General features: G+C 36.0%; 27 protein-coding genes and 1 other RNA gene. 20 read left to right on the top strand and 8 right to left on the bottom strand.

The window, feature by feature from the left end; translation table 11 throughout:
- Positions 1-373: 373 nt before the first annotated feature.
- The 3 genes from IKV95_RS11155 to cymR all read right to left on the bottom strand — a co-directional run bounded on the left by IKV95_RS11155 (position 374) and on the right by cymR (position 1583).
- Complete coding sequence (locus IKV95_RS11155; RefSeq protein ID WP_069118854.1) at positions 374-745, bottom strand: hypothetical protein; 372 nt, start codon at positions 743-745, stop codon at positions 374-376.
- 115 nt (positions 746-860) lie between these two features.
- Positions 861-1145 carry a hypothetical protein gene (locus IKV95_RS11150; protein WP_029091214.1) on the bottom strand — a complete coding sequence of 95 codons (285 nt, stop codon included), beginning with the start codon at positions 1143-1145 and terminating at the stop codon, positions 861-863.
- An 18-nt stretch (positions 1146-1163) separates the two neighbouring features.
- Entirely contained in the window at positions 1164-1583 is a 420-nt protein-coding gene (gene cymR / locus IKV95_RS11145) for a cysteine metabolism transcriptional regulator CymR (RefSeq protein ID WP_029091215.1), read from the bottom strand.
- 196 nt (positions 1584-1779) lie between these two features.
- On the opposite strand from cymR, the gene IKV95_RS11140 reads away from it, so the two are divergent.
- Positions 1780-3066, top strand: a complete 1287-nt coding sequence (locus IKV95_RS11140; protein ID WP_096699517.1) for a replication-associated recombination protein A — start codon at positions 1780-1782, stop codon at positions 3064-3066.
- A gap of 3 nt (positions 3067-3069) precedes the next feature.
- Here IKV95_RS11140 and ssrS read toward each other — a convergent pair.
- A non-coding RNA gene (gene ssrS, locus IKV95_RS11135) (6S RNA) lies at positions 3070-3255 on the bottom strand.
- 166 nt (positions 3256-3421) lie between these two features.
- On the opposite strand from ssrS, the gene IKV95_RS11130 reads away from it, so the two are divergent.
- The 9 genes from IKV95_RS11130 to IKV95_RS11090 all read left to right on the top strand — a co-directional run bounded on the left by IKV95_RS11130 (position 3422) and on the right by IKV95_RS11090 (position 12764).
- On the top strand, positions 3422-4564 hold the full coding sequence (locus tag IKV95_RS11130; protein ID WP_069126285.1) for a cysteine desulfurase family protein: 1143 nt from the start codon (positions 3422-3424) through the stop codon (positions 4562-4564).
- 14 nt (positions 4565-4578) lie between these two features.
- A complete protein-coding gene (mnmA, locus tag IKV95_RS11125; protein WP_029091218.1) occupies positions 4579-5697 on the top strand; it encodes a tRNA 2-thiouridine(34) synthase MnmA in 1119 nt (372 codons plus the stop codon).
- Between the two features lie 465 nt (positions 5698-6162).
- Positions 6163-6825: a tetratricopeptide repeat protein gene (locus IKV95_RS11120; RefSeq protein WP_069118849.1), complete on the top strand. Its 663-nt coding sequence runs from the start codon at positions 6163-6165 to the stop codon at positions 6823-6825.
- A 21-nt stretch (positions 6826-6846) separates the two neighbouring features.
- Entirely contained in the window at positions 6847-9225 is a 2379-nt protein-coding gene (gene recD2 / locus IKV95_RS11115) for an SF1B family DNA helicase RecD2 (protein WP_029091220.1), read from the top strand.
- Between the two features lie 561 nt (positions 9226-9786).
- Entirely contained in the window at positions 9787-10335 is a 549-nt protein-coding gene (locus tag IKV95_RS11110) for a hypothetical protein (RefSeq protein WP_287451867.1), read from the top strand.
- A gap of 516 nt (positions 10336-10851) precedes the next feature.
- Entirely contained in the window at positions 10852-11274 is a 423-nt protein-coding gene (locus IKV95_RS11105; protein ID WP_287451865.1) for an organic hydroperoxide resistance protein, read from the top strand.
- A gap of 28 nt (positions 11275-11302) precedes the next feature.
- Positions 11303-11737 (top strand): MarR family winged helix-turn-helix transcriptional regulator, encoded by a 435-nt coding sequence (locus tag IKV95_RS11100; protein WP_029091222.1) that lies wholly within the window; start codon positions 11303-11305, stop codon positions 11735-11737.
- On the top strand, positions 11730-12386 hold the full coding sequence (locus IKV95_RS11095; protein ID WP_029091223.1) for a nitroreductase family protein: 657 nt from the start codon (positions 11730-11732) through the stop codon (positions 12384-12386). The genes IKV95_RS11100 and IKV95_RS11095 overlap by 8 nt, the downstream gene beginning before the upstream one ends.
- A 3-nt stretch (positions 12387-12389) precedes the next feature.
- Entirely contained in the window at positions 12390-12764 is a 375-nt protein-coding gene (locus IKV95_RS11090; RefSeq protein ID WP_029091224.1) for a DUF1304 domain-containing protein, read from the top strand.
- 42 nt (positions 12765-12806) lie between these two features.
- Here the strand turns inward: IKV95_RS11090 and IKV95_RS11085 are convergent, their stop codons facing one another.
- The 3 genes from IKV95_RS11085 to IKV95_RS11075 form a co-directional block, all read right to left on the bottom strand.
- Positions 12807-13337, bottom strand: coding sequence for a hypothetical protein (locus tag IKV95_RS11085; protein WP_029091225.1), 531 nt, complete (start codon positions 13335-13337; stop codon positions 12807-12809).
- A 100-nt stretch (positions 13338-13437) separates the two neighbouring features.
- Positions 13438-14850 carry a sensor histidine kinase gene (locus tag IKV95_RS11080; protein WP_029091226.1) on the bottom strand — a complete coding sequence of 471 codons (1413 nt, stop codon included), beginning with the start codon at positions 14848-14850 and terminating at the stop codon, positions 13438-13440.
- Between the two features lie 5 nt (positions 14851-14855).
- Positions 14856-15554 carry a response regulator transcription factor gene (locus IKV95_RS11075; protein ID WP_069125304.1) on the bottom strand — a complete coding sequence of 233 codons (699 nt, stop codon included), beginning with the start codon at positions 15552-15554 and terminating at the stop codon, positions 14856-14858.
- Positions 15555-15995: 441 nt separating this feature from the next.
- Here IKV95_RS11075 and alaS point away from each other — a divergent pair, with 441 nt between their 5' ends.
- From alaS to IKV95_RS11025, 10 genes are all read left to right on the top strand, one after another.
- Positions 15996-18641: an alanine--tRNA ligase gene (gene alaS / locus IKV95_RS11070; protein WP_069125302.1), complete on the top strand. Its 2646-nt coding sequence runs from the start codon at positions 15996-15998 to the stop codon at positions 18639-18641.
- Positions 18642-19025: 384 nt separating this feature from the next.
- Positions 19026-19295 (top strand): IreB family regulatory phosphoprotein, encoded by a 270-nt coding sequence (locus tag IKV95_RS11065; RefSeq protein WP_029091229.1) that lies wholly within the window; start codon positions 19026-19028, stop codon positions 19293-19295.
- 3 nt (positions 19296-19298) lie between these two features.
- A complete protein-coding gene (gene ruvX / locus IKV95_RS11060; protein ID WP_029091230.1) occupies positions 19299-19715 on the top strand; it encodes a Holliday junction resolvase RuvX in 417 nt (138 codons plus the stop codon).
- A gap of 20 nt (positions 19716-19735) precedes the next feature.
- The gene (locus IKV95_RS11055) at positions 19736-20059 is read left to right on the top strand and encodes a DUF1292 domain-containing protein (RefSeq protein WP_029091231.1); all 324 of its coding nucleotides are present in this window, start codon (positions 19736-19738) and stop codon (positions 20057-20059) included.
- A 169-nt stretch (positions 20060-20228) separates the two neighbouring features.
- On the top strand, positions 20229-21299 hold the full coding sequence (gene mltG / locus IKV95_RS11050; RefSeq protein ID WP_029091232.1) for an endolytic transglycosylase MltG: 1071 nt from the start codon (positions 20229-20231) through the stop codon (positions 21297-21299).
- An 18-nt stretch (positions 21300-21317) separates the two neighbouring features.
- The gene (udk, locus tag IKV95_RS11045) at positions 21318-21947 is read left to right on the top strand and encodes a uridine kinase (RefSeq protein ID WP_029091233.1); all 630 of its coding nucleotides are present in this window, start codon (positions 21318-21320) and stop codon (positions 21945-21947) included.
- Between the two features lie 113 nt (positions 21948-22060).
- Entirely contained in the window at positions 22061-22537 is a 477-nt protein-coding gene (gene greA / locus IKV95_RS11040) for a transcription elongation factor GreA (protein WP_287451858.1), read from the top strand.
- 312 nt (positions 22538-22849) lie between these two features.
- Positions 22850-23560: a YrrS family protein gene (locus tag IKV95_RS11035; protein WP_051535960.1), complete on the top strand. Its 711-nt coding sequence runs from the start codon at positions 22850-22852 to the stop codon at positions 23558-23560.
- A gap of 18 nt (positions 23561-23578) precedes the next feature.
- A complete protein-coding gene (locus tag IKV95_RS11030) occupies positions 23579-24277 on the top strand; it encodes a 5'-methylthioadenosine/adenosylhomocysteine nucleosidase (RefSeq protein WP_029091236.1) in 699 nt (232 codons plus the stop codon).
- A 438-nt stretch (positions 24278-24715) separates the two neighbouring features.
- Complete coding sequence (locus IKV95_RS11025; protein ID WP_069118842.1) at positions 24716-25234, top strand: DNA-3-methyladenine glycosylase I; 519 nt, start codon at positions 24716-24718, stop codon at positions 25232-25234.
- A gap of 666 nt (positions 25235-25900) precedes the next feature.
- Here IKV95_RS11025 and IKV95_RS11020 read toward each other — a convergent pair.
- A partial coding sequence (locus tag IKV95_RS11020) for a M3 family metallopeptidase (RefSeq protein WP_287451854.1) occupies positions 25901-26999 on the bottom strand: 1099 nt, incomplete at its 5' end.

Genomic DNA, 26999 nt, shown 5'->3' with positions numbered 1-26999 from the left:
TACTTAGGTCGTCGCGAGTAAACATAATAAAAGAGAGTAACGCTCATTGAGTGTTACTCTTTTTTTCTAATAAATATAAATGAGTGGTACTCTTGTAAAGCGGATGAATTCGCAACGATATTAGCAAAGGATTGGTACTCTTAAGACATTAACATAATGATTGGTACTCGCTGTCGCTGCGTCCCATACTACTCTCGTAAAGTGGATAAATCCACTACGATATTAGCAAAGGAATGGTACTCTTAAGTCATTAACATAATGATTGGTACTCGCTGTCGCTCCGTCCCATACTACTCTCGTAAAGCGGATAAATCCGCTACGATATTAGCAGCAACAAAAAAAATCATGGCGATTATATCCCATGATTTTTTCATTATTTAATTAGGGCGATTTTTTGAATTTTCACATCATTTACAAGGATGTTTCCATTACTTTCGTTTGACCAAAAAGGACCTTGTAATCGCGCACGTTTCTTATCAGAAAGAATATGTTTTTCTTTGTAAGAAACTTCTACTTCGTAGCGACGATCGATTTTTATAGCATCCCATGTTTTTTTATCAACACTAAAAACGAAATGTTCACTTCCAGCACCTTCAATTAGTCCTGAAATTTGTTTTGTTGTATCCTTTTCTTGTACAAGCATGACAAATGTTAAATCAACACGCTTTGAACTAAATTGTTGGAAAAGGAAAAAAGCACCAATGAGTATAACGAAAACAATCGTTACAATCGGAAATCGTTTCATAATGTATCACTCCAGTCGAAGAAGGCATAGCTCATTCTTTACTTATACGTTCACCCTTTATTATATAGAGGTATTGTGTAAAAGACAAAGGATAACTAGTGAGCTGTTAGACCACTCATTTTTTATTCTTGTCAAAAATGTCTGAAGCAATCATTACTAATAAGATACTGAAAAGAGCAGCCCCAAAAAACATTGATCCTAATTGTCCATATAAAAAGTTGTTGAAACTACTTTGGAAAATAGATAAAGCCAAGAAAATCAAACTGGTTATGACAAATACAGCAGGCATCAGCAGTAAAAAACGGTTTTGTAAAAATTTAAGCTGCAATGCCGTTAGTAAAAGCGCAAGGGCATATATGCCAATTAGTGCAAACCAAAAATAAGTAAACGTAGACGTCATAGTTATCGTCCTTTCTCGCTAAATATAGAACATGTACCCTGCAGGACCTTCAGTTTCTTTATAGTTAGCAAGATCCTCAATTGTCGTTGAATCAAGTACGTCTTTCACAGCATCGCGGATACGTCCCCATAAATCACGTTTAGCAGGTTCTTCATTTTCCATACCCTCAACGAGAGATATTGGCCCTTCCAACAAACGAATCACATCGCCGGCAGTAATTTCAGAAGGCTCCTGTGCAAGTATATAACCACCATAGGCACCACGAACCGAACGTACGATTCCAGCATTTCGTAAGGGTGAAATAAGTTGTTCAAGATAATGCTCACTTAAGTCGTGTGTTTTTGCAATCGTCTTTAACGAAGTAGGACCTTGTCCGGTGCGTTTTGCCAATTCAATGACAATAGTTAAACCATAACGTCCTTTTGTTGATATTTTCAAAAAAATAACCTCCTACACAATATTGTATCTATCTAAAATTATAACATAAATATTGTGAGGTCAAGCAATCATTAACTATACAATAAATCTTAGATAACCTCTAAAAAGGAAGCTTGCTGTAATATGTGATAAAATGGAAGAATATGACATTGGATAATGTTTACAATTAGAAGTTAAGGAGTTGAACAAAATGGGGATGGATGCACCGTTAGCTTATCGTATGCGACCAACTGACCTGAGCGAAATCATCGGTCAAAGTCATTTAGTAGCAGAAGGTGAAATCATTGAAAGAATGGTACGAGCTAAACGTCTGACCTCCATGATTTTATATGGCCCACCAGGGATTGGTAAGACGTCGATTGCAAATGCAATTGCCGGGAGTACAAAGTATTCGTTTCGAAAATTGAACGCTGTTACAAACAATAAAAAAGACTTAGAAATTGTTGTAGCTGAAGCACGTATGAGTGGGCATGTGATTTTATTGTTAGATGAGGTTCATCGTCTTGATAAAACCAAGCAAGATTTTTTATTGCCGCATTTGGAAAGCGGTCGTATTATTTTGATAGGCGCAACAACCAGCAACCCTTATATTGCAATTAACCCAGCGATTCGTAGCCGTGCGCAAATTTTTGAATTGAAGCCATTAGTAGTCTCAGATATTTTAATAGCATTAAATCGAGCGCTCACTGATGAGGAACGTGGTTTAGCAAGTTATAAACCAAAGGTAACAAAAGAAGCGTTAGAGCATTTTGCAGTGAGTAGTAACGGCGATGTTCGTGGTGCTTTAAATGGCTTAGAGTTAGCCGTTATTTCAACGCCAGCAAATGATGAAGGCGTCGTTTTGATTGATGTAAAAACAGCTGAAGTTTGTTTACAACGTAAAAGTCTTGCGATGGATAAAGATGGTGATGGGCATTATGATGTGTTAAGTGCTTTACAAAAATCAATCCGAGGCAGTGATGTTGACGCGTCTTTACATTATTTAGGACGTTTAATTGAGGCTGGTGATCTTTTTAGTATTAGCCGCCGTATTTTAGTGATGGCATATGAAGATATTGGGTTAGCGAACCCTCAAGTCGGTGTTCATGTTTTGGCAGCAGTACAGACTGCTGAAAAAATTGGATTTCCAGAAGCGCGAATTCCACTAGCTAATGCAGTAATTGAATTAGCATTGGCACCTAAATCAAATTCAGCTTATCTTGCAATTGACGGTGTTTTAAGTGACATTCGTAAGGGTGTAAGTGGAGAGATTCCAGATCATCTCAAAGATGGTCATTATAGTGGTGCTGAAAAATTAGGCCGTGCAATCGGTTATCAATACCCACATGATTTTCCCACAAAGCAGTTTCCTGGTTACTGGGTAGACCAACAATATTTACCAAATAACATAAAAAATAAGCATTACTACTCACCTAAACGTTCTGGTAAGTTTGAAAATGCTTTGGCTGATATGTATGTTTTAATTGAAAAAAATAAAAAATAAAAAAAGAATCCCGATCGCGCCGTCGATTTTCCCTAAATTTTGTACCCGCACTTATAGCAGGTGGGTGACCCTCACCATTGATTACAAGTCCTCATGAAAAGGCTTTTGTTCTCAATGTTTGTTGCGTCTCCCGTAACAAACATGTTCGGTCAAAATAAATAGGTACTCTAACGTACACATCAGGATTTCTTTATGACCCTAATATAGCATTTTTTTTTTGAATAATCAAATGAAGTTAACTGAAAAAGCAGATAAAAAAAAGATAAACAGCAAATTTGCTTTTTAGCGTATTTTTTTCTAAAATCAATAAATATGGTTTAAAAGAACGGCTTTAAAATAGAGGAGATGCTTTCGAGTGAAACAGTTATATATCGATCATGCGGCCACATCGCCAATTGATCCCGAAGTTATGTCAGCAATGGTTGATAATATGTTATCTATCAGCGGTAATCCGAGCAGTGTACACCGTTACGGACGCGAAGCGCGATATGCCTTAGATACCGCTCGTGCTGTATTGGCAGCATCAATCCACGCGAAAGAAAGTGAGATTGTTTTCACGAGTGGCGGTACAGAAAGTGATAACTTAGCGTTGTTAGGAACAGCCTATGCGAGACAATCAGAAGGAAAACATATCATTACAACAGCGATAGAACATTCAGCTATATTGAAAACTGCACAGGCGTTGGAAAAAGATGGTTTTGAAATAACCTACTTACCTGTTTCTAAAAATGGTGAAATTTCACTTAATGATTTACAAGAAGCTTTACGTCCAGATACAATCTTGGTATCGATTATGTATGGAAACAATGAGGTTGGGAGTCGACAGCCAATTCAAGCGATTGGATTAATGTTGGAAACACACCCGGCCTACTTTCATACAGATGCCGTGCAAGCTTATGGTTTAGAGGAACTGAATGTTGATGAACTCAAAGTTGACTTGCTCTCAACAAGTGCGCATAAATTAAATGGTCCTCACGGTATCGGTTTTTTATATGTACGATCACAAACACGGTTAAATTATACGATGTTTGGTGGCGATCAGGAGCGTAAGCGACGTGCTGGAACTGAAAACTTACCGGCAATTGTAGGCTATGCTAAAGCAGTTGAGTTAGCAGAAGAAACACGTGCTGATAAGCGTGATAGTTACGAAAAATTCAAACAGATTATTATAAGTGCATTGGATATTGCAGGTGTTAAATATGAGATTAATGGAACGATTGACAACAGTCTTAGCCATATCTTAAACATTCATTTTATTGGCGCCTCAGTTGAAGCATTTTTAGTAAACTTAGATATGGCAGGTGTTGCTGTATCAAGTGGTTCGGCATGTATGGCAGGTAGTATTGAACCCTCGCATGTGTTAGTGGCGATGTATGGGGAAGATACACCTGTATTGAAAGAAAGTCTGCGATTTAGTTTTGGTGCAGGTTTAACAAAAGAAGATATCACTTATGTAGCTGATGAAACAGTACGTATTTATCAACGCATTGTAAAATAAGAGGAGTGGAAAAAATGACTAAAAACGATAATGCCAATACACGAGTAGTTGTTGGTATGTCAGGCGGCGTGGATTCATCCGTTACCGCACTTATGTTAAAAGAACAAGGTTATGATGTTATTGGTGTCTTTATGAAAAACTGGGATGATACAGATGAATTTGGTGTGTGTACAGCAACTGAAGATTATGAAGATGTACGTAAAGTAGCGAACCAAATAGGGATTCCTTATTATGCCGTTAACTTTGAAAAAGAGTATTGGGATAAAGTTTTCACATACTTTTTAGCAGAGTATAAGTTGGGACGCACACCTAACCCAGACGTTATGTGTAATAAAGAAATCAAGTTCAAAGCATTCTTGGAACATGCAGAAAATCTTGGAGCAGATTATGTTGCAACAGGTCATTATGCACGTGCCGTTCGCGATGAAAATGGCGAAGTGAAAATGTTACGTGGGCAAGATCAAAATAAAGATCAAACCTATTTCTTGAATCAATTATCGCAAGCACAATTGCAAAAAGTAATGTTCCCATTAGGGGAAATTGAAAAACCAGAAGTGCGTCGATTAGCAGAAGCAGCAGATTTAGCAACAGCTAAGAAAAAGGACAGTACAGGTATTTGTTTTATTGGAGAACGTAATTTTAAAGAATTTTTAAGCGAATATTTACCAGCTCAACCAGGTAACATGTCTACGCTTGATGGAAAAGTAATGGGTAAACACGATGGTTTAATGTACTATACAATCGGCCAACGTCAAGGCTTAGGAATTGGTGGCGAAGGTGAACCGTGGTTTGTAGTTGGAAAAGATGTTGAAAGTAATACACTATTTGTAGAACAAGGATTTGATCACCCAGCAATGACCTCTACAGCTTTGATTGCGAATCAAGTAAGTTGGACGTCATCAACACCAAAAACAGGAACATTTGATTGCACAGCGAAATTCCGTTACCGCCAAGCAGACGTTCCAGTTACAGTTGAAGTTAATGAAGATGAAATTAAAGTAACCTTTAAAGACACAGCACGCGCTGTAACACCAGGACAATCAGTTGTGTTATACGACGGAGACGAATGCCTCGGCGGCGCAACAATTGACCGTATTTACCGTGATGGAGAAATAATCACATACCTCGGATAAGTGAAAGTGGAAACACCTCGTTTATTCTCTGAGAAATTGGAAAACTAAAAAATATTCGTTAGACTAGAAATCTTAAATGAGGGTCGACTGATCCATGTCGACTTTACCATTTAAATTTCAGGTCTAATGTTTTTTATTTGTTCTGAAATTAATCGAGAGAATAGGTGTTATAACTGGAGAAAAGTGAAAGTGTTTTCAAGCCCGTTTGAAAATGAATAAATTGGAGAAAACACTATTTTGACGTATTTTGTCAGGATAGTGTTTTTGAAATTTCAGAAGTTTTGGCTTGGTTGAGTAGCGTCCCTTAATCACTAAAATCACCTAAATAATGAGCAGTTATAATTAATTCCTTCAAACAAATTTTTTTATTGTGATAAAAGCTGTTTTTACAGAGGTCAATGGTTTTAAAAAGCGGAATATATGGTAAAATGGTCTAATGAAGATATTAAGAAGAGGAGCGGGACAATGACTGATTTAAATGCAAAAGCGTTAGAACATATGCAAAAAGGTGAAGTAGAAGAAGCAGTGAAGGTTTTAACTGAACAAATTGAAAAGGTACCTACAGATGTAGTCGCATATATTAACTTTGGGAATGTTTTATTATCAATGGGAGATGTAGAACGCGCGGCACGTTTTTATGATCGTGCGATTGAAATCGATTCAAATGTACCAACGGTTTATTATAGCTATGGGAACTTGTATTACCAAGCCCAAGAATATACTAAGGCCGCACAAAAATTTCAAATGGCACTTGAAAAAGGACTGGATGAAGCGGATGTTTACTTTATGTTAGGTATTTCATTGTTGAATCAAGGTGAAGCTAAATTAGCAATGCCTTATCTTTTAACAGCAACTGAAAAAAATCCCGATGATATTGAAGCGTGGTTCCAATATGCATTAGTATTAGCACAATTATCACTATTTGACGAAGCAATTAATGCTTTTAACCAAGTGTTGGCGATGGATGACACACATGCAGATGCTCTTTATTATTTAGGTACAGCTCGTCTGATGAATGGTGAAGATTCAACAATCATTAAACCGCTGTTTGAAAAAGTTGTCACATTACAACCGGAACATGAAATGGCGTTAAGTGCGTTAGATGCAATTACAGCTTACGAAAAATAATAAACAAGGAGGTGGAGGAAGATGACGGATACAATGAACACATCAGAGGGTGAAAATATACCACCGTATGTTAAAGGCAATGTGGTCACCACCATCTTTCATAATGCCACTAACTTGTTTTCTGTGTTGCGTATGGAAGTGAAAGAAAGTAATGTCGAATGGGATGACCGTGAAATTGTCATCACCGGTTATCTACCAGAACTTTCACAAGAAGACCGTTATCATTTAGAAGGAACGGTATCAGAACATCCAAAGTATGGACGACAGTTTCAGGTCACAACTTTCAGAAAAGAAATGCCTGCGACTAAGGCGGGTGTTTCTACTTATTTATCTGGAGAAATGTTCAAAGGTGTCGGTAAAAAGACTGCTGAACGAATTGTCGATATACTAGGTAACGATGCAATTTCACGGATTTTACAAGATCCAACTGTGTTAGATCAAGTCCCAAAATTAACAACAAAATTAAAAGAATCATTAGCCAAAACACTTCAAGAAAATGAAGGCATTGAATTGGTGATGATTAAACTTAATGAAATGGGATTTGGTCCCCAATTAGCGATGCGTATTTTTCAAACATACCAACAAAAAACGATGGAAGTTATTAATGAAAATCCGTATCAATTGATTCATGATGTCACAGGTATCGGCTTTAATCGTGCGGATGAACTGGGCCAAAAAATTGGTATGGGTGGTAATCATCCTTCTCGTTTAAGTGCAGCACTGATGTTTACAGTTGATTCGGAAAGTATGCAAAACGGTCATGTTTATATGGAATATGATGAAACGGTATTAGCTACAAAGCGTTTATTATTAAGTAGTAATGGCTCTTCTGTCATTGCGGAAAATGAAATTAGTGACGCATTGCAAGAACTATTACAAAATAATGAGCTTGTGCAAGAAGAGACACGTATCTATTTACCATCGTTGTATCATGCCGAAAAAGGTGTCGCACATCATTTAATGCGACTTGAAAAAGCACAGGCGAAGCGTACAACTTTTCCGAAATCAGAGTTTTTAAAAGCGCTTGGTGAATTGGAAGAACGTATTAATGTAACGTATGCACCGTCTCAAAGTGATGCGATTGAAACAGCTTTAAATTCGTCAACAATGATTTTGACAGGTGGACCAGGTACAGGTAAAACAACTGTTATTAAAGGGATTGTTGAATTGTTTGCTGAATTAAATGGCGTTAGTCTAGATCCAAGTGAATATAAAGATGGAAAAACATTCCCTGTCGTTTTGGCAGCACCCACGGGACGAGCAGCAAAACGTATGAGTGAATCGACTAATCTACCTGCGATGACAATTCATCGTTTATTGGGGATGACAGGTCAAGAAAATAAGTCTGAAGATGTTGATCGTGATATTGAAGGACAATTGCTTATTATCGATGAAACAAGTATGGTTGATATTTGGCTAGCAAACCAACTGTTGCGAGCTGTGCCAACTAATATGCAGGTTATTTTTGTCGGTGATAAAGACCAGTTGCCATCAGTAGGGCCGGGTCAGTTTTTAAAAGATATTTTAAAATCAGAAGTCATTCCAACAATTTCGCTAACAGAAATTTATCGACAAGCAGAAGGCTCATCGATTATTGAATTGGCTCACCATGTAAAAGATGGCGTTTTGCCTGCTGATTTTACTGAAAATCAGTCAGATCGTTCGTTTTTCCGTTGTAATACACAACAGTTGTCAGAAGTAGTGGGGCAAGTGGTTAAAAATGCCGTGAAAAAAGGTTTTACTTCTAAGGATATTCAAGTGTTGATCCCGATGTATCGTGGCCCTGCTGGAATTAATAAAATGAATGAAGAGCTGCAGGAAATTTTAAATCCTAACCCTGAGGGTAAGCGGAAAGAAATAACCTATGGCGATGTGATTTATCGTGTCGGTGATAAGGTGCTGCAACTTGTTAATCAGCCTGAGAGTAACGTTTTTAATGGTGATATGGGAACAATTGTATCAATTATCTATGCGAAGGAAACCGTCGAAAAACAAGATACGCTTGTCATTGAATTTGATCAAACAGAAGTGACATACTTACGCGGTGATTTGAACCAAATTACGCATGCCTATTGTTGCTCTGTGCATAAAGCACAAGGATCTGAATTCCCAATTGTTATTTTACCGTTATTAAAAAGTTATTATCGAATGTTACGCCGTGATATTTTATACACAGCGATGACTAGAAGTCGGCAATTTTTAATTATGTGTGGCGAAGAAGATGCCTTTGCGCAAGCGACAGTGAGGCAATCAGATGTTGCACGACAAACATCGTTATTTGAACGACTTACTCGCACAACTGCAGAGTTAGAACCGGTGAATGAAGCAGGAGAATATATTTTAACACCTGAAAATATTCATTCAATTGACCCAATGATTGGTATGGTAGAGAGTCCGTAGTCTAATTATAGATACTGCAACCTACAGCGATAAACTGTGGGGTGCAACTGAAGATAAACGCTGTTCCAGTTCGTCACTTACTCGTTGTTCCTACGATCACAGCATTTCTATTCAGCCTTCTCATATTGGAATCAAAGTTGCTTAAATCATGTTCAACGAAAAAAGAAGTTTTCGAGACTTTGTCTACAATCTGAACCCACAGTGATAAACTGTGGTTTTTTTTTGGAGTAATAGATTTTTTTGGCTCTATCTCAAATAGCGTCGTTAATCAAAAGTCAGTAAAAAGTCATCCTTCATAAATTAAAGAGACTAACGAAATGATGAACATTTCAAAGCCGAAAATTAGCTGGAGTAACTCAAAAACTGTCAAGAAAGACATTTTTTTCAATAAAATGAATACTTAATCGGTTATTTATATACACAAGGTTACTATTTTTATAATTAAAATTGACAAAAATACAAAATGTGTTAGTATATTATAATAGTAATATGACTACGCGATAAAATTACTGAATAATTACAATAATCAGTTAATTTAAATTGGTATGGAGGAGAATGAAAATGAAAAAAATATTAACAAGTTTAGCATTAGTAATGATACTAACTGGTTGTTCTCAAGATGCGCCTTTAACCAAAACAAATAATACTGTTGAACAGAAGGCTCTTGATAAAAAGGACGTTTTTAATTCCCTAGATGACTATTTTGAAGAAATTGGAAATGAGGATATGACTGTTAGCAAGCCTAATTTTATAATTGAGGATAAAGTATTAAACATAAAGTTTAATATAAAGTACCCTGATAAAGTAGAGAAGAAAATGAAAAATACAAAACAAGCCATTTTCTATCAAATTGAAGTGAAAAAAGATAGTGCAAACTTAGATAAATACATCAAAGAGGGTAAATCTACTTTTTATGAAAATGACTTGAATGTTATACCTAAACAAAACGATGCGTATGTTTATGAAATCAAAATACCTCTATTGAAAAAGCCCTCTTTAGAAGGGAAGAGTCACTTACTGAATGGTGAAAATTATGCTCTAGTTTTTTTAAATGAGAAAAAAGAAGAGAAAAATGTGTTGTTTATGATGGACACTGGATTGAATATTTAGAAGAAATAGTATTGGTGAGAGAGATTTCTATTAAATTAAAAAGCTTTTTGGATTGTAGACGGATGTCTGCAATCCTTTTTGTATTTAATTAAGTATTGAAACAAGTAAAAATGTAATTGCGAAAATTAGTGAAGTTATAAGCCTACAAGGACAGTATTAAGTACATCTAATTGTCTCATTTGAAGAACAATAGATGAGATTCTGATTGATTACGTTCGGATATTTACGTAACGTACGTAGGCTCTTTCAAATAGTGAGAAATACAGCTATGTATTTGATGAATAAAGGTATTATAAGCTTCAAAATTAAGATGATCGAATAAAATTGTCAATTGCTTTACAAGTCGGTAAGTTGTTTCGAATGAATCCTCCTTTGGATTAATTCAGCGACTTTATTTCAAAAGAAATTTATACATGTTGCTATTTTTTGAGCAAAAAAAATGACACGTTTTAAAAAGTATGGTAAATTATATTGTACACAACTTAATTGTGAAAAACTTAATCGGAGGTAACAACGATGAAAAAATTATTTGAAACGACGGTAATTAATACAGGTGGACGTAAAGGTGAAGTTTCTTCACCAGATAATGTTTTTTATTATGATATTTCTGCACCAACTGAACTTGGTGGTGATGGCGGTTCTGGTACAAACCCGGAACAATTATTCGCAGCTGGTTACAGTGCATGTTTTAACAGTGCCTTGGAATTAGTATTACAACGCTCAAAAATAACTGCGGAAAGTAAAGTTTCTGCAACAGTGTCACTTTATAGCGATCCTAAAGACAACGGTTTTAAATTAGGTGTTATAATGGATGTTGAATTACCTGGCGTTGAAAAAGAATTAGCGCAATCATTGGTAGAAAAAGCGCATCAAGTATGTCCGTACAGTAAAGCTACAAGCGGAAATATTGATGTGACACTTAACCTCATCAATGCTTAAGCAAAAAATCAGGAAGAGGTGATGTCCAGTGACTCTAGATCAACAACTCTGTTTTACTGTCCATAAACTCGCCAGACAGTTCGACCAACTCTATCGTCCTATTTTAACGAAACATGCCATCACTTATCCTCAATACTTGGTATTGCTCGTTTTATGGAAAAACGATCGATTAACGGTGACTGAAATAGGCAATCAACTAAAGCTTGATTCGGGTACATTATCCCCAATGTTAAAACGAATGGAAAAAAGCGAATTGATTGTTAGAAAACGTGCACTGACAGATGAACGACGTGTTGTTATCGCTTTAAGTGATACAGGACGTGCGCTTGAAGAAGCGTTGAAAAATGACGTTGCTGATTGTTTTGCAGCGTTCAAATTACCCGTAACAAAAGAATCGGAAATTCTTATAAAGCTTAATGAATTAAGCAAATTACTAAACGAAGGAAGTCTTAAAAATGAATAAAGATATTAAACTAATTGATGCGATTAACAATCGTCACTCCGTAAAAGAATTTGATCCAAATGTTAAAATCTCTAAAGAAGAAATGGAAGAAATGTTAAGTTTAGCAACACGTGCACCTTCTTCGATTAACTTACAACCATGGCGTTTTGTCATTGTTGAAGCTGAAGAACAAAAGCAACAATTGGATAAACTTGTACGTTTCAACCAAACACAATTACATACATCTTCAGCAATGATTTTAGTGTTAGGTGATAATAATCACGCGGATAAAGTTGAAGAAATCTTCAGCCAAAATGTTGCAGCAGGATCAATGACAGAAGATATTAAAAACTATTATATCCAAGCTGTAACAGAACAAATTATTAAAGCACCGGTTGAAGTTCGACGTCAATTAGCTATTTCTGATGCTAACCTTGTAGCGATGCAAATTATGTTAGTTGCAAAAGCATATGGTTATGATACGAATCCTATTGGTGGTTATGAACGTAAAGAAGTCATGGATGTTCTTAATATTGATAGTGAACGCTATACGCCAGCAATGTTTATTGCGATTGGTAAAAGCGTAAAAGAGGCACACGGTTCTGAACGTCTTCCAATTAAAGCTATCGCTAGTTGGAATACAGGAACTAACGGTGTAGTAGGAGAGTAAAAAATGACAATCTTAGCATATATTTTAATTATGATTGTAGCAATTGAACATCTTTATATTCTAGCTTTAGAAATGTTCTTTTCAACCTCTACAGCAGCACGACGTACGTTTGGTGTCACTGAGGAGTTTATTGCAAACAAGCAAGTGCAATCACTATTTGCTAATCAAGGTCTATACAATGGCTTTTTAGCAGCAGGTTTAATTTGGGGCTTATTGATTGTGCCGAGCGCTTTTCAATTTAGTGCGGTGGTCTTCTTTTTAAGCTGTGTTATTATCGCCGCGGTTTATGGTGGTTTAACAGCGAATAAAGGGATCTTAATTAAACAAGGATCACCTGCAATTCTAGCGTTAATTGTTACGTTAATCGCCTTAGGTTAATAAAAAAGCAGGTCTGCTATATTTAGCGGACCTGCTTTTTTATTATTTAACTTCACCGTGGAATTTTTTTAAAATTTTATCGGTTGTTTTGTAATCATCTTCTGTGACGATATATTTTTCACGTTTATATACTTTTTGACGTTCGCCCCAACCTTCACTTGTGCGAGGACGTTCCATTTTGTATTCTTTGTATTCAATTGTTAATGTTTTTTGAGCAACTGGAACGTTAACACGTTTAAGTTTATAAACATCTAACATTGAATAAAAAGCTTTTTTGCGAATTTCACTTGTTGATGATGGGTCCTTAATTACTGTCATTGCAGCGGACATGATCTCTGCTTCGGGAGCATCGTCACCATAGATAAAATCAGCATCGTTAACGATTAATGAAGCATCAAAAGCGTTGTCTTCAGTTAAACCATAAACTGCTTTTATTTTTGAAACAAGGGCTTTGTGATCCATTGCATCCTTTGCCTTTTTAGTCGTTGTTTTCTTGAATTCATTTGAGTAAAAGATATCTCTTACCATTGCAAGGTCTATTGCCTTGTCCATTATTTTCACACGTCGAGCCATTAAAAAATTCCTCCTCTATATCTACATCATTAAAAGTATAACACATTATCTCCAGAAAAGAATCATCACTTTAGGGATGATTAAAGATTATTCGTTTAACTTAAACAGTCAGCAAAGGCAGTTTTATAATGAAGCAAGTACCAGAACCTTCTTCACTTTTAACTTCAACAGTACCATCATGAAAGGCGATAAGTTGTTTTACAATCGATAAACCAATACCTGATTCACCATATTTTGTGTTTGTTCGCGAGATATCCGCTTTATAGAATCGTTCCCAAATCTCTTCGATATCTTCCTGTTTAATACCGATTCCCGTATCTTCAACTTCAATCACCGTATGATGACTTGTGTTGTAACCTCTAAGAGCAACTGTTCCATTATCTGTAAATTGAATACTATTCTTAACTATATTAATCAATACTTGCGTCATACGATCGTAGTCAGCATGTAACATGATTTTTTCAGAAACATCTACCGTGATTTGATCGCCTTTTTTATCAGCAGCAAATGCAAGTGAATCTTTGACAATTTCAAACAATTCTTGTAATTGGAACGTTTCTTTTTTGAGCGTCACTTGATTTGTACGGATTCTTTCATAATCAATATTTTCGTTGACCAATCGTATCAGACGTTTGGATTCAGTTTGGATTAAACGAATACTTTCTTCTGCATCTTCAAGCGGTATAACATTTGTAGCTAAAGCATCAGAAACGCCACTAATCGTTGTGAGTGGTGTACGTAATTCATGTGAAACATCGACTGTAAACTGACGACGACGACGTTCTTGCAATGCAACTTCTTCATTGGATTGTTTGAGTGAAGAAGCCATTTTATCGAAATCATTCGCTAAATCACCAATTTCATCACGATCTTTTGAATTTAGTTGAACATCAAAATCACCACTTGTAATCGATTGTGTTGCTCGTTGTAATTTAGTGATGCGATTAACTTGGAAACGAGAGAACATGTAGCTAAGGACCAAAGCAATTAACAATGAAGCACCACTTGCAATAATGACATTATTTCGTAAAAGAGCGATAGCTTTTTGTGTTTCTGAAACAGGGGACATCAGTAATATACCACCTGCAAATGTACCGTTATTGTTAGTTATAGGTGTCAGTACGAAGGAGACCGTACGGTTAAATCGTGTATCTTCAAAAGGAACTGAGACTTGATTCCCATTCTTTAGATTTTCCCATTCTTGAGAGTCAATTTGAAAAGAGACACCGGGTTGAGCATAACGAAATCTTTTTTCTGAATCAAATAAAATGATGGTAGCATCTTTGGCATTGAGTAGCGTTTGGTATTTTTCGACAGTTTCGATACTAATCGTATTATCTGTTTTTTTAAACTCCTTGGCCATCGCAGAGCCAAAACGCTTGAGCTCATCAACTTTTCCTTCGTAAACATAGTTAGAAAGAAAATGCGTCATTAAAATTGCAATTGTGGCACTTGTGGCAAGGACGATAAATAAATTTGTAAGAAAAAGCTGTGTGAAATATTTAATTTTCATAACAATCATTCCGTTTCATCAAATTTATAACCAACACCCCAAACTGTATGAATGAAGGAATGTGACTCAGTCGATATTTTTTTTCGAAGACGTTTAATATGAACATCGACCGTACGTTCGTCACCATAAAATTGATAACCCCATACATGTTCTAATAACTGTTCACGTGAAAAAACTTGGCGTGGATGTTCCATTAAAAAGTAAAGTAAATCAAATTCCTTGGGTGTAAGTGCCGCCAGAGCAGTACCTTTGTAAAATAATTCGTGTGTCACACGGCTGATTTTAAAATATTCAGTTGTTAAAGTATCGGTATCTTCCGTTTCTTCTTTTTTTACACCGCTAGACGATCGGCGCGAAACGGCCTTAATACGAGCCATTAAAGTGAGGGCATTAAAAGGTTTAGTGACATAATCATCAGCACCTAATTCCAAACCTAGTACTTGATCAGCTTCTGATTCTTTCGCAGTTAAAATAATGATTGGCACGTTACTAAATTCACGGATTGCCATAACAATGGACATACCGTCGAGTGAAGGCAACATCAAATCCACAATTAAAATATCAAAATATTCAGGTGTCGCTTTAAACAAATCAAGACCTTCTTGGCCATCGTGTGCAAATACAGACTCAAAGCCTTCTTTTTTGAAAAACATATTTACCATTTTACAAACGCTCTCATTATCTTCTATCATTAGTAGTTTCATTTGTTTTATCCCCCAGAGTTCATAGTAACTGGCTACATAAAATAGCTTTACCTTTACTATACTCGAAAAAAACTAGAATAGTGTGTAAAAACTATTAACAAATCATTAAAAGTACAATTACTTTAGTATTAACAGAAAATTTCAGTTGAAATAAGGAAGAATATCATCTAAAATGATGGTATAAGAATAAAGTGAAATTTTGAAAAGGAATATTTTGCAAAGATGAATGAAAGAGAGGCGGTTGCACGGCTGAAACAACTGCTCATCATCAGTGAAATACGCTACCTTTTTCGAGCATAACCTGCCGTCTCATCAACGTTAAATGATGTTTGAGAGGTAATGATGTCTATGTCGTTGCAATTAGGGTGGTACCGCGAATTTTCGTCCCTAATATTGCAAAGGGATAGCTTTTTTTATTTATATAGAGGAGGAATTTAACTAATGAAAGCTTTAAAGGGTGCAGAAATACGTCAAATGTTTTTAGAATTTTTTGAATCAAAAGGTCATAAAATTGAGCCAAGTGCTTCACTTGTGCCAAAAGAGGACCCGACTTTACTATGGATTAATTCGGGAGTAGCAACATTGAAAAAATATTTTGACGGTACAGTTATCTCAGACAATCCTCGTTTAACAAATGCTCAAAAAGCAATTCGTACGAACGATATTGAGAATGTCGGAAAAACAGCACGTCATCATACATTTTTTGAAATGCTTGGTAACTTTTCTATCGGCGATTATTTCCGTGAAGATGCCATTAAATGGGCTTGGGAATTATTAACAAGTGATGAGTGGTTCGCAATGCCAAAAGATAAACTATATGTGACTGTTTTTCCAGAAGATACGGAATCAATTGCTGTATGGAAGTCGTTAGGTTTATCGGATGATCGTATTATTCCGATTGAAGATAACTTCTGGGAAATTGGTGCTGGACCTTCCGGGCCAAATACAGAAATTTTTTACGATCGTGGCGAAGCGTACGATAAAGAAAAAATTGGTTTGCGTTTGTTAGCAGAGGATTTAGAGAATGACCGTTACATTGAAATATGGAACGTAGTACTTTCACAATTTAATGCTGATCCAGCAGTTCCTCGTAGTGAGTACAAAGAGCTTCCAAACAAAAACATTGATACGGGGATGGGTCTTGAACGAATGGCTTGTGTGTTACAAGAAGTTGAAACTAACTTTGAGAGCGATTTATTTATGCCCATCATCAATCATGTTGAAAAAATTGCAGGTGTAAACTATTCTACAAGCGATGTACAAACAAAAACAGCATTTAAAGTAATTGCTGATCATATTCGTACGGTTGCTTTTGCAGTAGGTGATGGTGCATTACCTTCAAATGAAGGTCGTGGATATGTACTTCGTCGTTTAATTCGTCGAGCAGTTCGTTACGCTAAGTTCTTAAATATCGAAAAACCATTCATGTATGAATTAGTAGGCACAGTTGCTAAAAACATGAGTGACTTTTATCCAGAAGTATTACAAAATCAAGCGTTTATCGAAAAAGTGATTCGTAATGAAGAAGAGCGTTTCCATGAAACATTAAATGATGGTTTAGCAATTTTGGAAAAATTAATTACAGATGCGAAAGCTGCAGGTACAAAAGAACTACCAGGCGAAGCTATCTTTAAATTATATGATACATATGGTTTTCCAGTCGAGTTAACAGAAGAGTATGCCGAAGATCAAGGGTTAAAAGTTGATCATGAAGCGTTTGAAATTGAAATGAACAAGCAACGTCAACGCGCACGTGATGCACGTTCAACAGAAGGATCAATGAATATTCAAAGCGATGTTCTTTCAAAAATAACAGTTGCAAGTGAATTTGTAGGTTATACTCACACAGCTATTGAAGCGAACATTGTTGCAATCATTAAAGATGGTGAACAAGTAAAAGAATTGGCAGCTGGTGAAACGGGTGACGTTATTTTTGATAAAACACCTTTTTATGCTCAAGCCGGTGGTCAAGTTGCTGATAAAGGGACAATTACTTCTGCTGATGTTGCAGCAAGTGTAACAGCCGTTCAAAAAGCACCACAACAACAAAATCTTCACAGTGTTAGCGTAGAAAATGGAACGTTAGCGGAAGGTTCTAGCTATCATTTGGAAATTGATGCTGCAGCGCGTCGTTTGATTGTTAAAAATCATACAGCGACTCATTTATTACACCGTGCACTTAAGAATGTTTTAGGTGAACATGTTAACCAAGCAGGTTCATTAGTTGATTCTGAACGTTTACGTTTTGATTTCTCGCATTTTGGTCAAATTACAGCAGATGAATTAAAAGTAATTGAAGCTGAAGTTAATGCACGTATTTGGGATGAAATTCCTGTTGTTATTGAAGAAAAAGGTATTGAAGAAGCCAAAGAATTGGGCGCAATGATGCTCTTCGGTGAAAAATACGGAGATGTTGTGCGTGTTGTTCAAGTAGGCGATTATAGTCTGGAATTCTGTGGAGGCGTACATGTAAAAAATACTTCTGAAATCGGTATTTTTAAAATTGTTTCCGAAAGTGGAACAGGAGCAGGTATCCGTCGTATTGAAGCAGTAACTAGCCAAGCTGCATATGCTCATGACAATCAATTAATCGAAGCGTTAAGCACAACAGCAACAACGCTTAAAACTTCAGTAAGTGATGTGCCTGTTAAAGCGTTACAATTACAAGCAGATTTAAAAACAGCACAACAAGAAAATGAAAAATTAACAGCACGGTTGTCTGCGCAAGCGGCACAATCATTGTTTGAAAACCCAGAACAAATTGATGGTGTAAATGTTACGGCAGCAAAAGTAGATGTAAAAGATATGAACCAATTACGTCAATTAGTAGATTTATGGAAACAAAAAGAAGAAAGTGGTATTGTCGTATTAATTGCATCACCAGAAAGTGATAAAGTAAATATTATTGCAGCAGTATCACCTGATTTAATTAAAAAAGGCTTCAAAGCAGGGGCACTTGTAAAAGAAGTAGCGGTTATAACAGGCGGTAACGGTGGTGGACGCCCTGATATGGCTCAAGCTGGAGGGAAAGATGCAAGTCAAATTCCAGCCGCTTTAGAGGCAGTTAAAGCATGGGTAAAAGCTTAATCGTATTTTGAATTATAGTTGAAATGTCATAATTTCTAGCTTGTTGAGTTGAAAATATGAAAATAAAGACAGTAAACTGAAAAAGCAACGTTTTGACGATTTTTGTCAGAATGTTGCTTTTCTCATTGCTATAGTTGAGTAATGTTAGTATTGAAACATAATTAAAGTAATGTAAAAGGAGTAATAATACATTTAAGTTAATTGCAGAAAAAATTATTATTTTAAAAACACTTTTTTTGAGCAATCCACTCGCATTTTTAAGTGTTAACATATAAAATATTACACAGTGCTTACAATCAGACAGATTTACTTTATGTTTGTGAGATACTGATAAATGGTGTAGAATAAGATTGTATTCTAGCTTAGGAAGAAGAGGTGTTTATGATGCGTCCTTTTGACGAAACAATGAGATACGATTTTGGTGATGATCTGAATAAACCAGCCATAAAAGATGTGTTGCAAAAAGTTTATGTTGCACTCGAAGAAAAAGGATACAACCCCACAGGGCAAATAGTGGGATATCTTTTAAGTGGTGACCCTGCTTATATTCCGCGACATAATGAAGCTAGACAATTAATTCGTGGACTTGAGCGCGATGAAATTATCGAAGAATTGGTTAACAGTTATTTAAAAGTGGAAAGTGAGAGCAACTAACTTATGAGAACGATGGGACTGGATGTTGGTTCACATACAGTGGGCGTTGCAATCAGTGACACACTTGGATGGACAGCTCAAGGAATAGAAACAATACGTATCAATGAAGAAAAAGAAAATTTCGGATTTGATCGTGTCGCAGAATTGATTAAGGAGTATACTGTAACGAAAGTTGTAGTAGGATATCCAAAGAATATGAATAATTCTATTGGGCCAAGAGCAGAAGCTGCTGAGCGTTATGCAGCCTCGATTGGTGAACTCTTTAACCTTCCTGTTGTTTTATGGGATGAACGTCTAACGACAGTTGCTGCAGAGCGAATGCTAATAGAAGGCGATGTCAGACGAAACAAACGTAAAGGTGTCATTGATAAAATTGCTGCAGGATTAATTTTACAAGGCTACCTTGATTCACAATCTTAATTAATAAGGAGAGATATATTATGAGCGAAAACAATCACGAACACGAACATGCACACGATCATGAACACATTACAGTTATTGATGAAAATGGTAACGAGGAACTCTATGCAGTATTATTAACATTTGAACCAGAAAAAGAAAGTCCTTTCTTCGGTAACTCTTATGTTTATTGCTACCCAGAGAGTGAACATGATGCAGAGGAAGTTGAATTACAAGTTTACACTTACATCCAACAACCTGATGGTACTGCTGGTGAATTAAAACCAGTTCTTGAAGATGACGAGTGGGAAATGGTAGAAGAAGTATTAAACACATTCCTAGTTGACGAAGAAGAAGCTGAATAATAAATGAGTCACCCTTTCTTTCCTAGTAGGAGAGAAAGGGTTTTTTATTTTTAAAATAATTACCATAACGTACATTTCTATAATTGTTAACTATTAACCCTTGAAAAAAATCACGAATATCGCTATTATAGATAAAGGAACTTGAGGACGCACAGAAAAGAGGAGAAAAATGAAAAAACGTAAAAAGTCATCCAATAAAGGTAAGATGATTGTTTTAATTGTTTTGAGTTTTATCGTTATTTTAGCAATCGGAGGTTATTTTTACTTCGTGTATACTATTTCTGCAGTGGATAAAGATAATAAAACAGATATTTACATTAAAGTGAAACAAGGTGAAACAATGAGCAGTTTAGCCGACGAATTGAAGAAAAAAGATTTGATTCATCAACCGCTTATTTTCACGTATTATGCGAAATACTTGCAACAAACTGAGTTAAAAGAAGGTCAATACATTGTTGATAAAACAATGAATGCCAAAAAAATTATCGATAAGTTTGTTAATGGGGAGCAAGCTAAAGCGCCTGCACTTACAATTCCTGAAGGATTGAATATCCCTCAAACAGCAGAAAAGATTTCTGCTTATACAAATCTTAAAGACGCAGATGTAATGGCGCAGCTAAACGATAAGGTTTTTGTTAAAAAAATGATTGAAAAGTACCCCAATTTAATCACAGATAATGTTCTGCAAGAGGGAATCAAGTATCCATTAGAAGGTTATCTTTTCCCAGCAACATATACATTCCCAGTTGGAGATAAACCAACTGTGCAACAAATTGCAGAGGAAATGATTCAGAAAACAGATAAAGTTATCACACCACATTTGGAAGAGATTAAGAAAACTAATTTAAGTGTAAATCAGTTTTTGGCTTTCACATCTCTCCTTGAAAAAGAAGCGACTGCACATACGGACCGCTCAAAAATCGCAAGTGTATTCTATAACCGTTTAGAAGCAAAAATGCCTATTCAATCAGATGTTACAGTGTTATATGCATTGAATAAAACAGGCACAACATTTGTGAGTTATAAAGATATCAAAGTAGATTCACCGTATAATACTTATCTCATTGATCATTTGCCGATTGGTCCGATTAGTAATAGTAGTGAACTTTCAATTAATGCAGCACTTAACCCTGCTAAAACGGATTATTACTACTTCTTAGCAGATACAGAAACTGGCGATGTTTATTATGCTAAAACACTCAAAGAGCATAATCGTCTAGCAGCAAAACACGTAAAATAAACTTAAGGGGAATCATATATGGGTAATCAATCAATCGTCATCGGAATAACAGGGGGAACAGGCTCTGGTAAAACAAGTGTCTCGCGATCAATAATTGAATATTTTTCAGGAAAATCAATTTTGATGATTGAACAAGACGCTTATTATAAAGACCAAAGTCATCTTTCTTTTGAAGAAAGATTAAACACGAATTACGACCACCCCTTTGCGTTTGATACTGACCGTTTTATCGATGATATTAAAGCGTTACGACAAGGGAACGCAATCGAAAAACCTGTTTATGATTACGCCGCACATACAAGATCAGATAAAACAATTTATCAAGAATCACAAGATGTTATTATAGTTGAAGGTATTCTTGTTTTAGCAGATGAGCGTTTGCGAGATTTAATGGACATTAAAGTTTATGTCGATACCGATGATGATATTCGGATCATTCGACGTATGCTTCGTGATATTAAAGAACGTGGTCGTACAATTGAATCGGTTGTAGAGCAATATACTACAGTTGTAAAACCGATGCACAATCAATTTATTGAACCAACTAAAAAATATGCAGACGTTATTATTCCAGAAGGTGGCGAAAACAAAGTTGCGATTGATTTATTGCAAACAAAAGTAAGCCACTTCTATCAAAATAAGGACTGATAGTAGACAGTTCAAGTAGCAGTGTGTTACATTGTAACGTATAATGCGAATCGTGTGTATACACTGTTCACATGTATTATGATGTTCTTATAACAATCAAAGGAGCGATTACTGTGGAAGAAAAAGTATTCCCAATGACATTAGAAGGTAAGAAGAAATTAGAAGATGAAATTCATGAACTAAAGACAGTTAAACGTAAAGAAGTAGTAGAGCGTATCAAAATTGCCCGTGGTTTTGGTGATTTAAGTGAGAACTCTGAATACGATGCAGCTAAAGATGAGCAAGCATTTGTAGAAGGCCGTATCACAACGCTTGAAAATATGGTTCGTAACGCTGAAATCATTGATAGCTCAGATTCAGCAAATGATATCGTTTCCATCGGAAAAACTATCACTTTTAAAGAATTGCCTAAAGGTGATGACGAAACTTATACAATCGTTGGTAGTGCTGAAGCAAATCCCTTTAAAGGTCTTATTTCTAACGATTCACCAATTGCCAAAGCATTACTTGGACATAAAGTGAATGAAGAAGTATCAGTTCCAACACCAAGCGGTGAAGTTAACGTTCGTATTGTGGATATTAAAGCGTAATAGCTCTATATCGCATGAGGATGAGAAAGTAAGAATTATTTTGGATTGTAGATTAATTTCTACAATCCTTTTTTGATACTTTTATAGCGAGAAGTATGTGAATTAAAGAGACAAAAATGAGCAAGTTTTATGTTAAAGTAACTGACTTGCTACAGCTAGAAAATAGATGCCACTCAAAACTAAAGGATTGAACATTAGCAATTACATATTTAGCTGGTGTAAAAAATAGTGTTAGTCACTTTTAACGATGTAAACTTTAGATTAATTTGTTTTTTTATGATAGTATTGTTATGTACTTTGGAGGTGTAAAGAATGAGTCGTCAAGAAAAATACCATAACAAATCTGAAAAAAAGCAATATGTAACCCCGAAAGAAACGCCGAATTATGGAATTGATGATAATGAAGGCGAGATGAATGAATCGTCACGTTTAAGCAAAAGCCAAAAACGTAAACGAACAAACTTCATCTTAAATATTATGATTGTTGTTTTATTGATAGCAATCGCTACAACGTTGTACTTTGTCATTTTAACGACAGACACACCAGGTAAACAACCAGAGGGTGTTAAAACGGCAAGTGGTGAATCGTCATCTGAACAGGTAATAAAAAAGAAAAGTTCAGATGATGATAATTCATCATCTAAAAAGAAAACAAAAGAAACATCCGATATTAAAATAACTAAAAAAGCGGGTCCAGCTGATTCTAATATCAAAGAAGAGTGGACAGCAGACTGGCAACCGATAGGTACTAAACAAACAGGGCAACACGTTAATTCTTATGAGAGTGGTAGTGATGATTGGGCTGAAAAAATTGCTGCAATTGCCAAAACACTTACTATTTCTGAAACTAACGTTCAAACATGGTATATTGAAAATGGTGTAGGTTCAGGCAGCGATGCAATTGCGACAGTCTCTCCTAAAGATAAAGAGGATGATACCTACCGTTTGTATTTAAGCTGGGTTGATAAAAAAGGTTGGAAAACCGACAAGGTAGAAGAATTAAAAACAAACGATAAAAAATAAAGATGGGAATGACTAACAATGAAATTTGGGATTATTGGTGCAATGCAAGAAGAAGTTGAGTTATTAAAAGGAATGTTGGTTGATCGAGAAGAACACCAGATTGCTAATGGTTTATTTTACACCGGTCAATTAGAAGGCCGCGATGTTGTCTTATTACAGTCGGGTATTGGAAAAGTTAATGCCGCATTGACGACATCAATTTTAATCGATCGTTTTTCGCCAGACGTAGTAATCAATACAGGGTCTGCAGGTGGACTAGATACGAATTTAAACGTAGGAGACGTTGTGTTAGCCAAACAACTCACTTATGGTGATGCTGATGCAACTGCCTTCGGTTATAGCTATGGACAAGTGCCTCAAATGCCAGCATTTTATGAGCCTGAAGCTGAATTACAGTCGAAAGTATTGGCATTATTAAAAGCTATTAGTACAGATTATCAAGTGGTGGAAGGACTTATCTTAACGAACGATTCCTTTATTCACCGACCTGATCAACGTGAACATCTGTTAGCACATTTCCCTAATGCACAAGCTTCGGAAATGGAAGCAACAGCTATTGCACAAACAGCGTTCCAATTTAAAATACCAAGCATTGTTATTCGTTCATTATCAGATATTGCTGGAAAAGAATCTTCAATGACATATGAAGAATTTTTGCCATTAGCTGCTGAAAATTCTGCAAGAATTGTTAAAACAATTGTGACGGAGCTTAATTAAACAATAAGCGATGAGTAGCTCGATATGCTGTGCGCTGATATTAAACTCCTAGTTTGAGGTGTTTGAGACTGAAGATAAATACTGTTCTAGGTCGTCACTCCTTGATCGCTCGGGATTACGTACCATGAGTACGCGCACCGTCAATCGCTCGTCGTGCCTAGAACGAAAGTGAAATCAACTGCTTAGAAGCAAACAGCTTGGAAGATAAATGAAAGCGACTATTTACCGTCGCTGCCATTTATCTGAAAGTTGAAAGCTTCTGGTTGATTGAACTAGAGGATATAACAGCATTTCTATTCAGCCTGCTCATATCGTAGACAAAGTGGCTTAAATCATTTTCAAATGAAAAGCAGTTTTGCGAGACTTTGTCTACAATCTGGAACACCTCTTTAGGTGTTTTTTTTATAAACTGATGTTATTAATAGGGAGGGAAGCGTTATGGATAAATTATCGGGTTCTGAGCTATATTCAAAACAATGGGGACAACCTACACATGACGATACACAATTATTTTACTTGCTGACAGTAGGTACTTTTCAAGCAGGGCTTAGTTGGAAGATGGTCACCAATAAAAGAGAGGTATTTCTTCGAAACTTCCACAATATGTCTATTCGAGATGTAGCGGGAATGACTGAAGCAGACGTTGATAACATATTGAACGATCCAGAGATGATTCGTAATTATCGTAAAATAATGGCAACGGTGATAAACGCACAAGCCATTGTTAAGATACAAGCAGAGTACGGTAGTTTTGCACGTTATCTTTGGGAATATGTCGAGGGAAGACCGCGTGAAATAATTTATACTCACAGTGATGAAATTTCTAACGTCTCACCCTTTGCAAGTATCGTAGCGAAAGATTTGAAAAAACGTGGTTTTAAATTTGTTGGTCCAGTGGTAACTTATATGTTTTTAAAAGCAAGTGGGATTGTAAAAGATATTGTTATTGATCAATAAATAAAGATGAATTAGAGAAAACACTATCCTGACAAAGAACGTCAAAATAGTGTTTTCTTTAATTTATTCAATTGCTAAAAAGATGGAGTGATGGAATGGTACTCTCGTAAAGCGAATAAATTCGCAACAATCTCAGCACCCATACTACTCTCGTAAAGCGAATAAATTCGCTACGATATTAGCGAAGGAGTGGTACTCAATTGCTATCGCAATTTCCGTCCCATACTACTCTCGTAAAGCGAATAAATTCGCTACGATAGTAGCAATTTCTTTGTAGATGAGCGTTTAGTTTTTACTTTTATTTATTCTCCAGTAAAAAAAGCCAAAACTTGTGAGATTTCAAAGCTACTATTCTGACAAATTACGTCAAACTATTTTTTATCTACCTTCAGTGAAAGACAAACAACTCCTGTTAAATTTCAAAAATAACATTTTGATACAAAAAATCAAACTTTTATTTTCTCCAATTTCTTTGAAGCTCAACGTTTGCTTTCACTTTCAATTATTCCAATCTCTTCAGTTCTGACCGTCTTTTTTTACTTTTAATTTTTTTCTCTAGCAAAAACCAAACAACTCCTGTTAAATTTCAAAAAACTCTTCCTGACAAAAAGCGTCAAAAAGAGTTTTTTTCCAATTTATTCGGAGCTAAGCGTTTAGTTTTTACTTTTATTTCGTCAATTCTAAAAATTCGTCGATGTCTTTTAAAATGATGTCGACTGCGGCTTGCCAAAAATCAGGTTTTGTAAGGTCAACGTTCAAGTGTTTTTGTGCGAGTTCTTCAGTTGTCATTGAACCTGTATCTTGTAACAAGGCAATATAAGCATCCTCATAGCTGCCTTCCACTGTTCCAGCGTGCGCATATATACCGGCTGAGAAGAGGAAGCCAAACGTATAAGGGTAGTTATAGAACGGAATATCATCAATATAGAAATGTAATTTTGATTGCCAGAATGTTGGGTGGTAATCTTTCAAGCTATCAACGTAGGCTTCTTTTTGAGCATCTTCCATTAATTTGTTCAAACCTTCGACTGTAACGGCACCGTCTAAACGTGCTTTATGGAAGCGTTTTTCAAAGAGGAAACGAGAATGAATGTTCATAAAGAAAGCGACGCTGCGTTGAATTTTATCTTCGAGTAATTGGATATGTTCTTCTTTAGAGGCTGCTACCTTAATAGCTGCATCCGAAATAAGAATTTCTGCAAAAGTTGATGCTGTTTCAGCAACATTCATCGCGTAATCACGATTTAGAGGTGACTGGTCACGCATAACATGTGAATGGAAAGCATGGCCTAACTCATGTGCTAACGTAGAGATTGTATTCGCAGATCCATCATATGTCATAAAGATACGGCTTTCGCCATCTTCAGGAAATTCAGTGCAAAATCCGCCTGGTCGTTTATTATCACGATCTTCAGCTTCAATCCAGTTGTTTTCAAACGCATTGCGTGCAAATTCGGCCATTTTTGGACTGAACTTGGCAAAGTGTTCTTCAATAAATTCAGCGCCTTCTTGGAATGTCAGTGTTGTTTGAGTGTCAGTTAAAGTTAAGGGCGCTTCTACATCAACCCAACCCAGTTTATCAAGATTAAGCATTTTCGCTTTACGCTCTAGAAAGGCTAAAACGGGTGCTTTGTTATTCGAAACAACATCCCAAATGCTATTTAAAGTTGCTTCTTCTAAACGATTGAGGCGCAATGACTCATCAAGGATATCCCACTCACGCGCTTGATATTTTGCTAATCGGAAGCCAATTAAGTGGTTTAAG

It is taken from the genome of Brochothrix sp. (assembly GCF_017549435.1).
In the GTDB taxonomy this organism is placed as follows: Bacteria; Bacillota; Bacilli; order Lactobacillales; family Listeriaceae; genus Brochothrix; species Brochothrix thermosphacta.
This window is presented reverse-complemented; position numbering and strand designations above follow the sequence as displayed.

Coding starts and splice junctions, on each gene's coding strand:
- IKV95_RS11155 (WP_069118854.1), bottom strand. CDS start 745: ATGAAACGATTTCCGATTGTAACGATTGTTTTCGTTATACTCATTGGT.
- IKV95_RS11150 (WP_029091214.1), bottom strand. CDS start 1,145: ATGACGTCTACGTTTACTTATTTTTGGTTTGCACTAATTGGCATATAT.
- IKV95_RS11140 (WP_096699517.1), top strand. CDS start 1,780: ATGGATGCACCGTTAGCTTATCGTATGCGACCAACTGACCTGAGCGAA.
- mnmA (WP_029091218.1), top strand. CDS start 4,579: ATGACTAAAAACGATAATGCCAATACACGAGTAGTTGTTGGTATGTCA.
- IKV95_RS11120 (WP_069118849.1), top strand. CDS start 6,163: ATGACTGATTTAAATGCAAAAGCGTTAGAACATATGCAAAAAGGTGAA.
- recD2 (WP_029091220.1), top strand. CDS start 6,847: ATGACGGATACAATGAACACATCAGAGGGTGAAAATATACCACCGTAT.
- IKV95_RS11110 (WP_287451867.1), top strand. CDS start 9,787: ATGAAAAAAATATTAACAAGTTTAGCATTAGTAATGATACTAACTGGT.
- IKV95_RS11105 (WP_287451865.1), top strand. CDS start 10,852: ATGAAAAAATTATTTGAAACGACGGTAATTAATACAGGTGGACGTAAA.
- IKV95_RS11095 (WP_029091223.1), top strand. CDS start 11,730: ATGAATAAAGATATTAAACTAATTGATGCGATTAACAATCGTCACTCC.
- IKV95_RS11090 (WP_029091224.1), top strand. CDS start 12,390: ATGACAATCTTAGCATATATTTTAATTATGATTGTAGCAATTGAACAT.
- IKV95_RS11085 (WP_029091225.1), bottom strand. CDS start 13,337: ATGGCTCGACGTGTGAAAATAATGGACAAGGCAATAGACCTTGCAATG.
- IKV95_RS11080 (WP_029091226.1), bottom strand. CDS start 14,850: ATGAAAATTAAATATTTCACACAGCTTTTTCTTACAAATTTATTTATC.
- IKV95_RS11075 (WP_069125304.1), bottom strand. CDS start 15,554: ATGAAACTACTAATGATAGAAGATAATGAGAGCGTTTGTAAAATGGTA.
- alaS (WP_069125302.1), top strand. CDS start 15,996: ATGAAAGCTTTAAAGGGTGCAGAAATACGTCAAATGTTTTTAGAATTT.
- IKV95_RS11065 (WP_029091229.1), top strand. CDS start 19,026: ATGCGTCCTTTTGACGAAACAATGAGATACGATTTTGGTGATGATCTG.
- ruvX (WP_029091230.1), top strand. CDS start 19,299: ATGAGAACGATGGGACTGGATGTTGGTTCACATACAGTGGGCGTTGCA.
- IKV95_RS11055 (WP_029091231.1), top strand. CDS start 19,736: ATGAGCGAAAACAATCACGAACACGAACATGCACACGATCATGAACAC.
- mltG (WP_029091232.1), top strand. CDS start 20,229: ATGAAAAAACGTAAAAAGTCATCCAATAAAGGTAAGATGATTGTTTTA.
- udk (WP_029091233.1), top strand. CDS start 21,318: ATGGGTAATCAATCAATCGTCATCGGAATAACAGGGGGAACAGGCTCT.
- IKV95_RS11035 (WP_051535960.1), top strand. CDS start 22,850: ATGAGTCGTCAAGAAAAATACCATAACAAATCTGAAAAAAAGCAATAT.
- IKV95_RS11030 (WP_029091236.1), top strand. CDS start 23,579: ATGAAATTTGGGATTATTGGTGCAATGCAAGAAGAAGTTGAGTTATTA.
- IKV95_RS11025 (WP_069118842.1), top strand. CDS start 24,716: ATGGATAAATTATCGGGTTCTGAGCTATATTCAAAACAATGGGGACAA.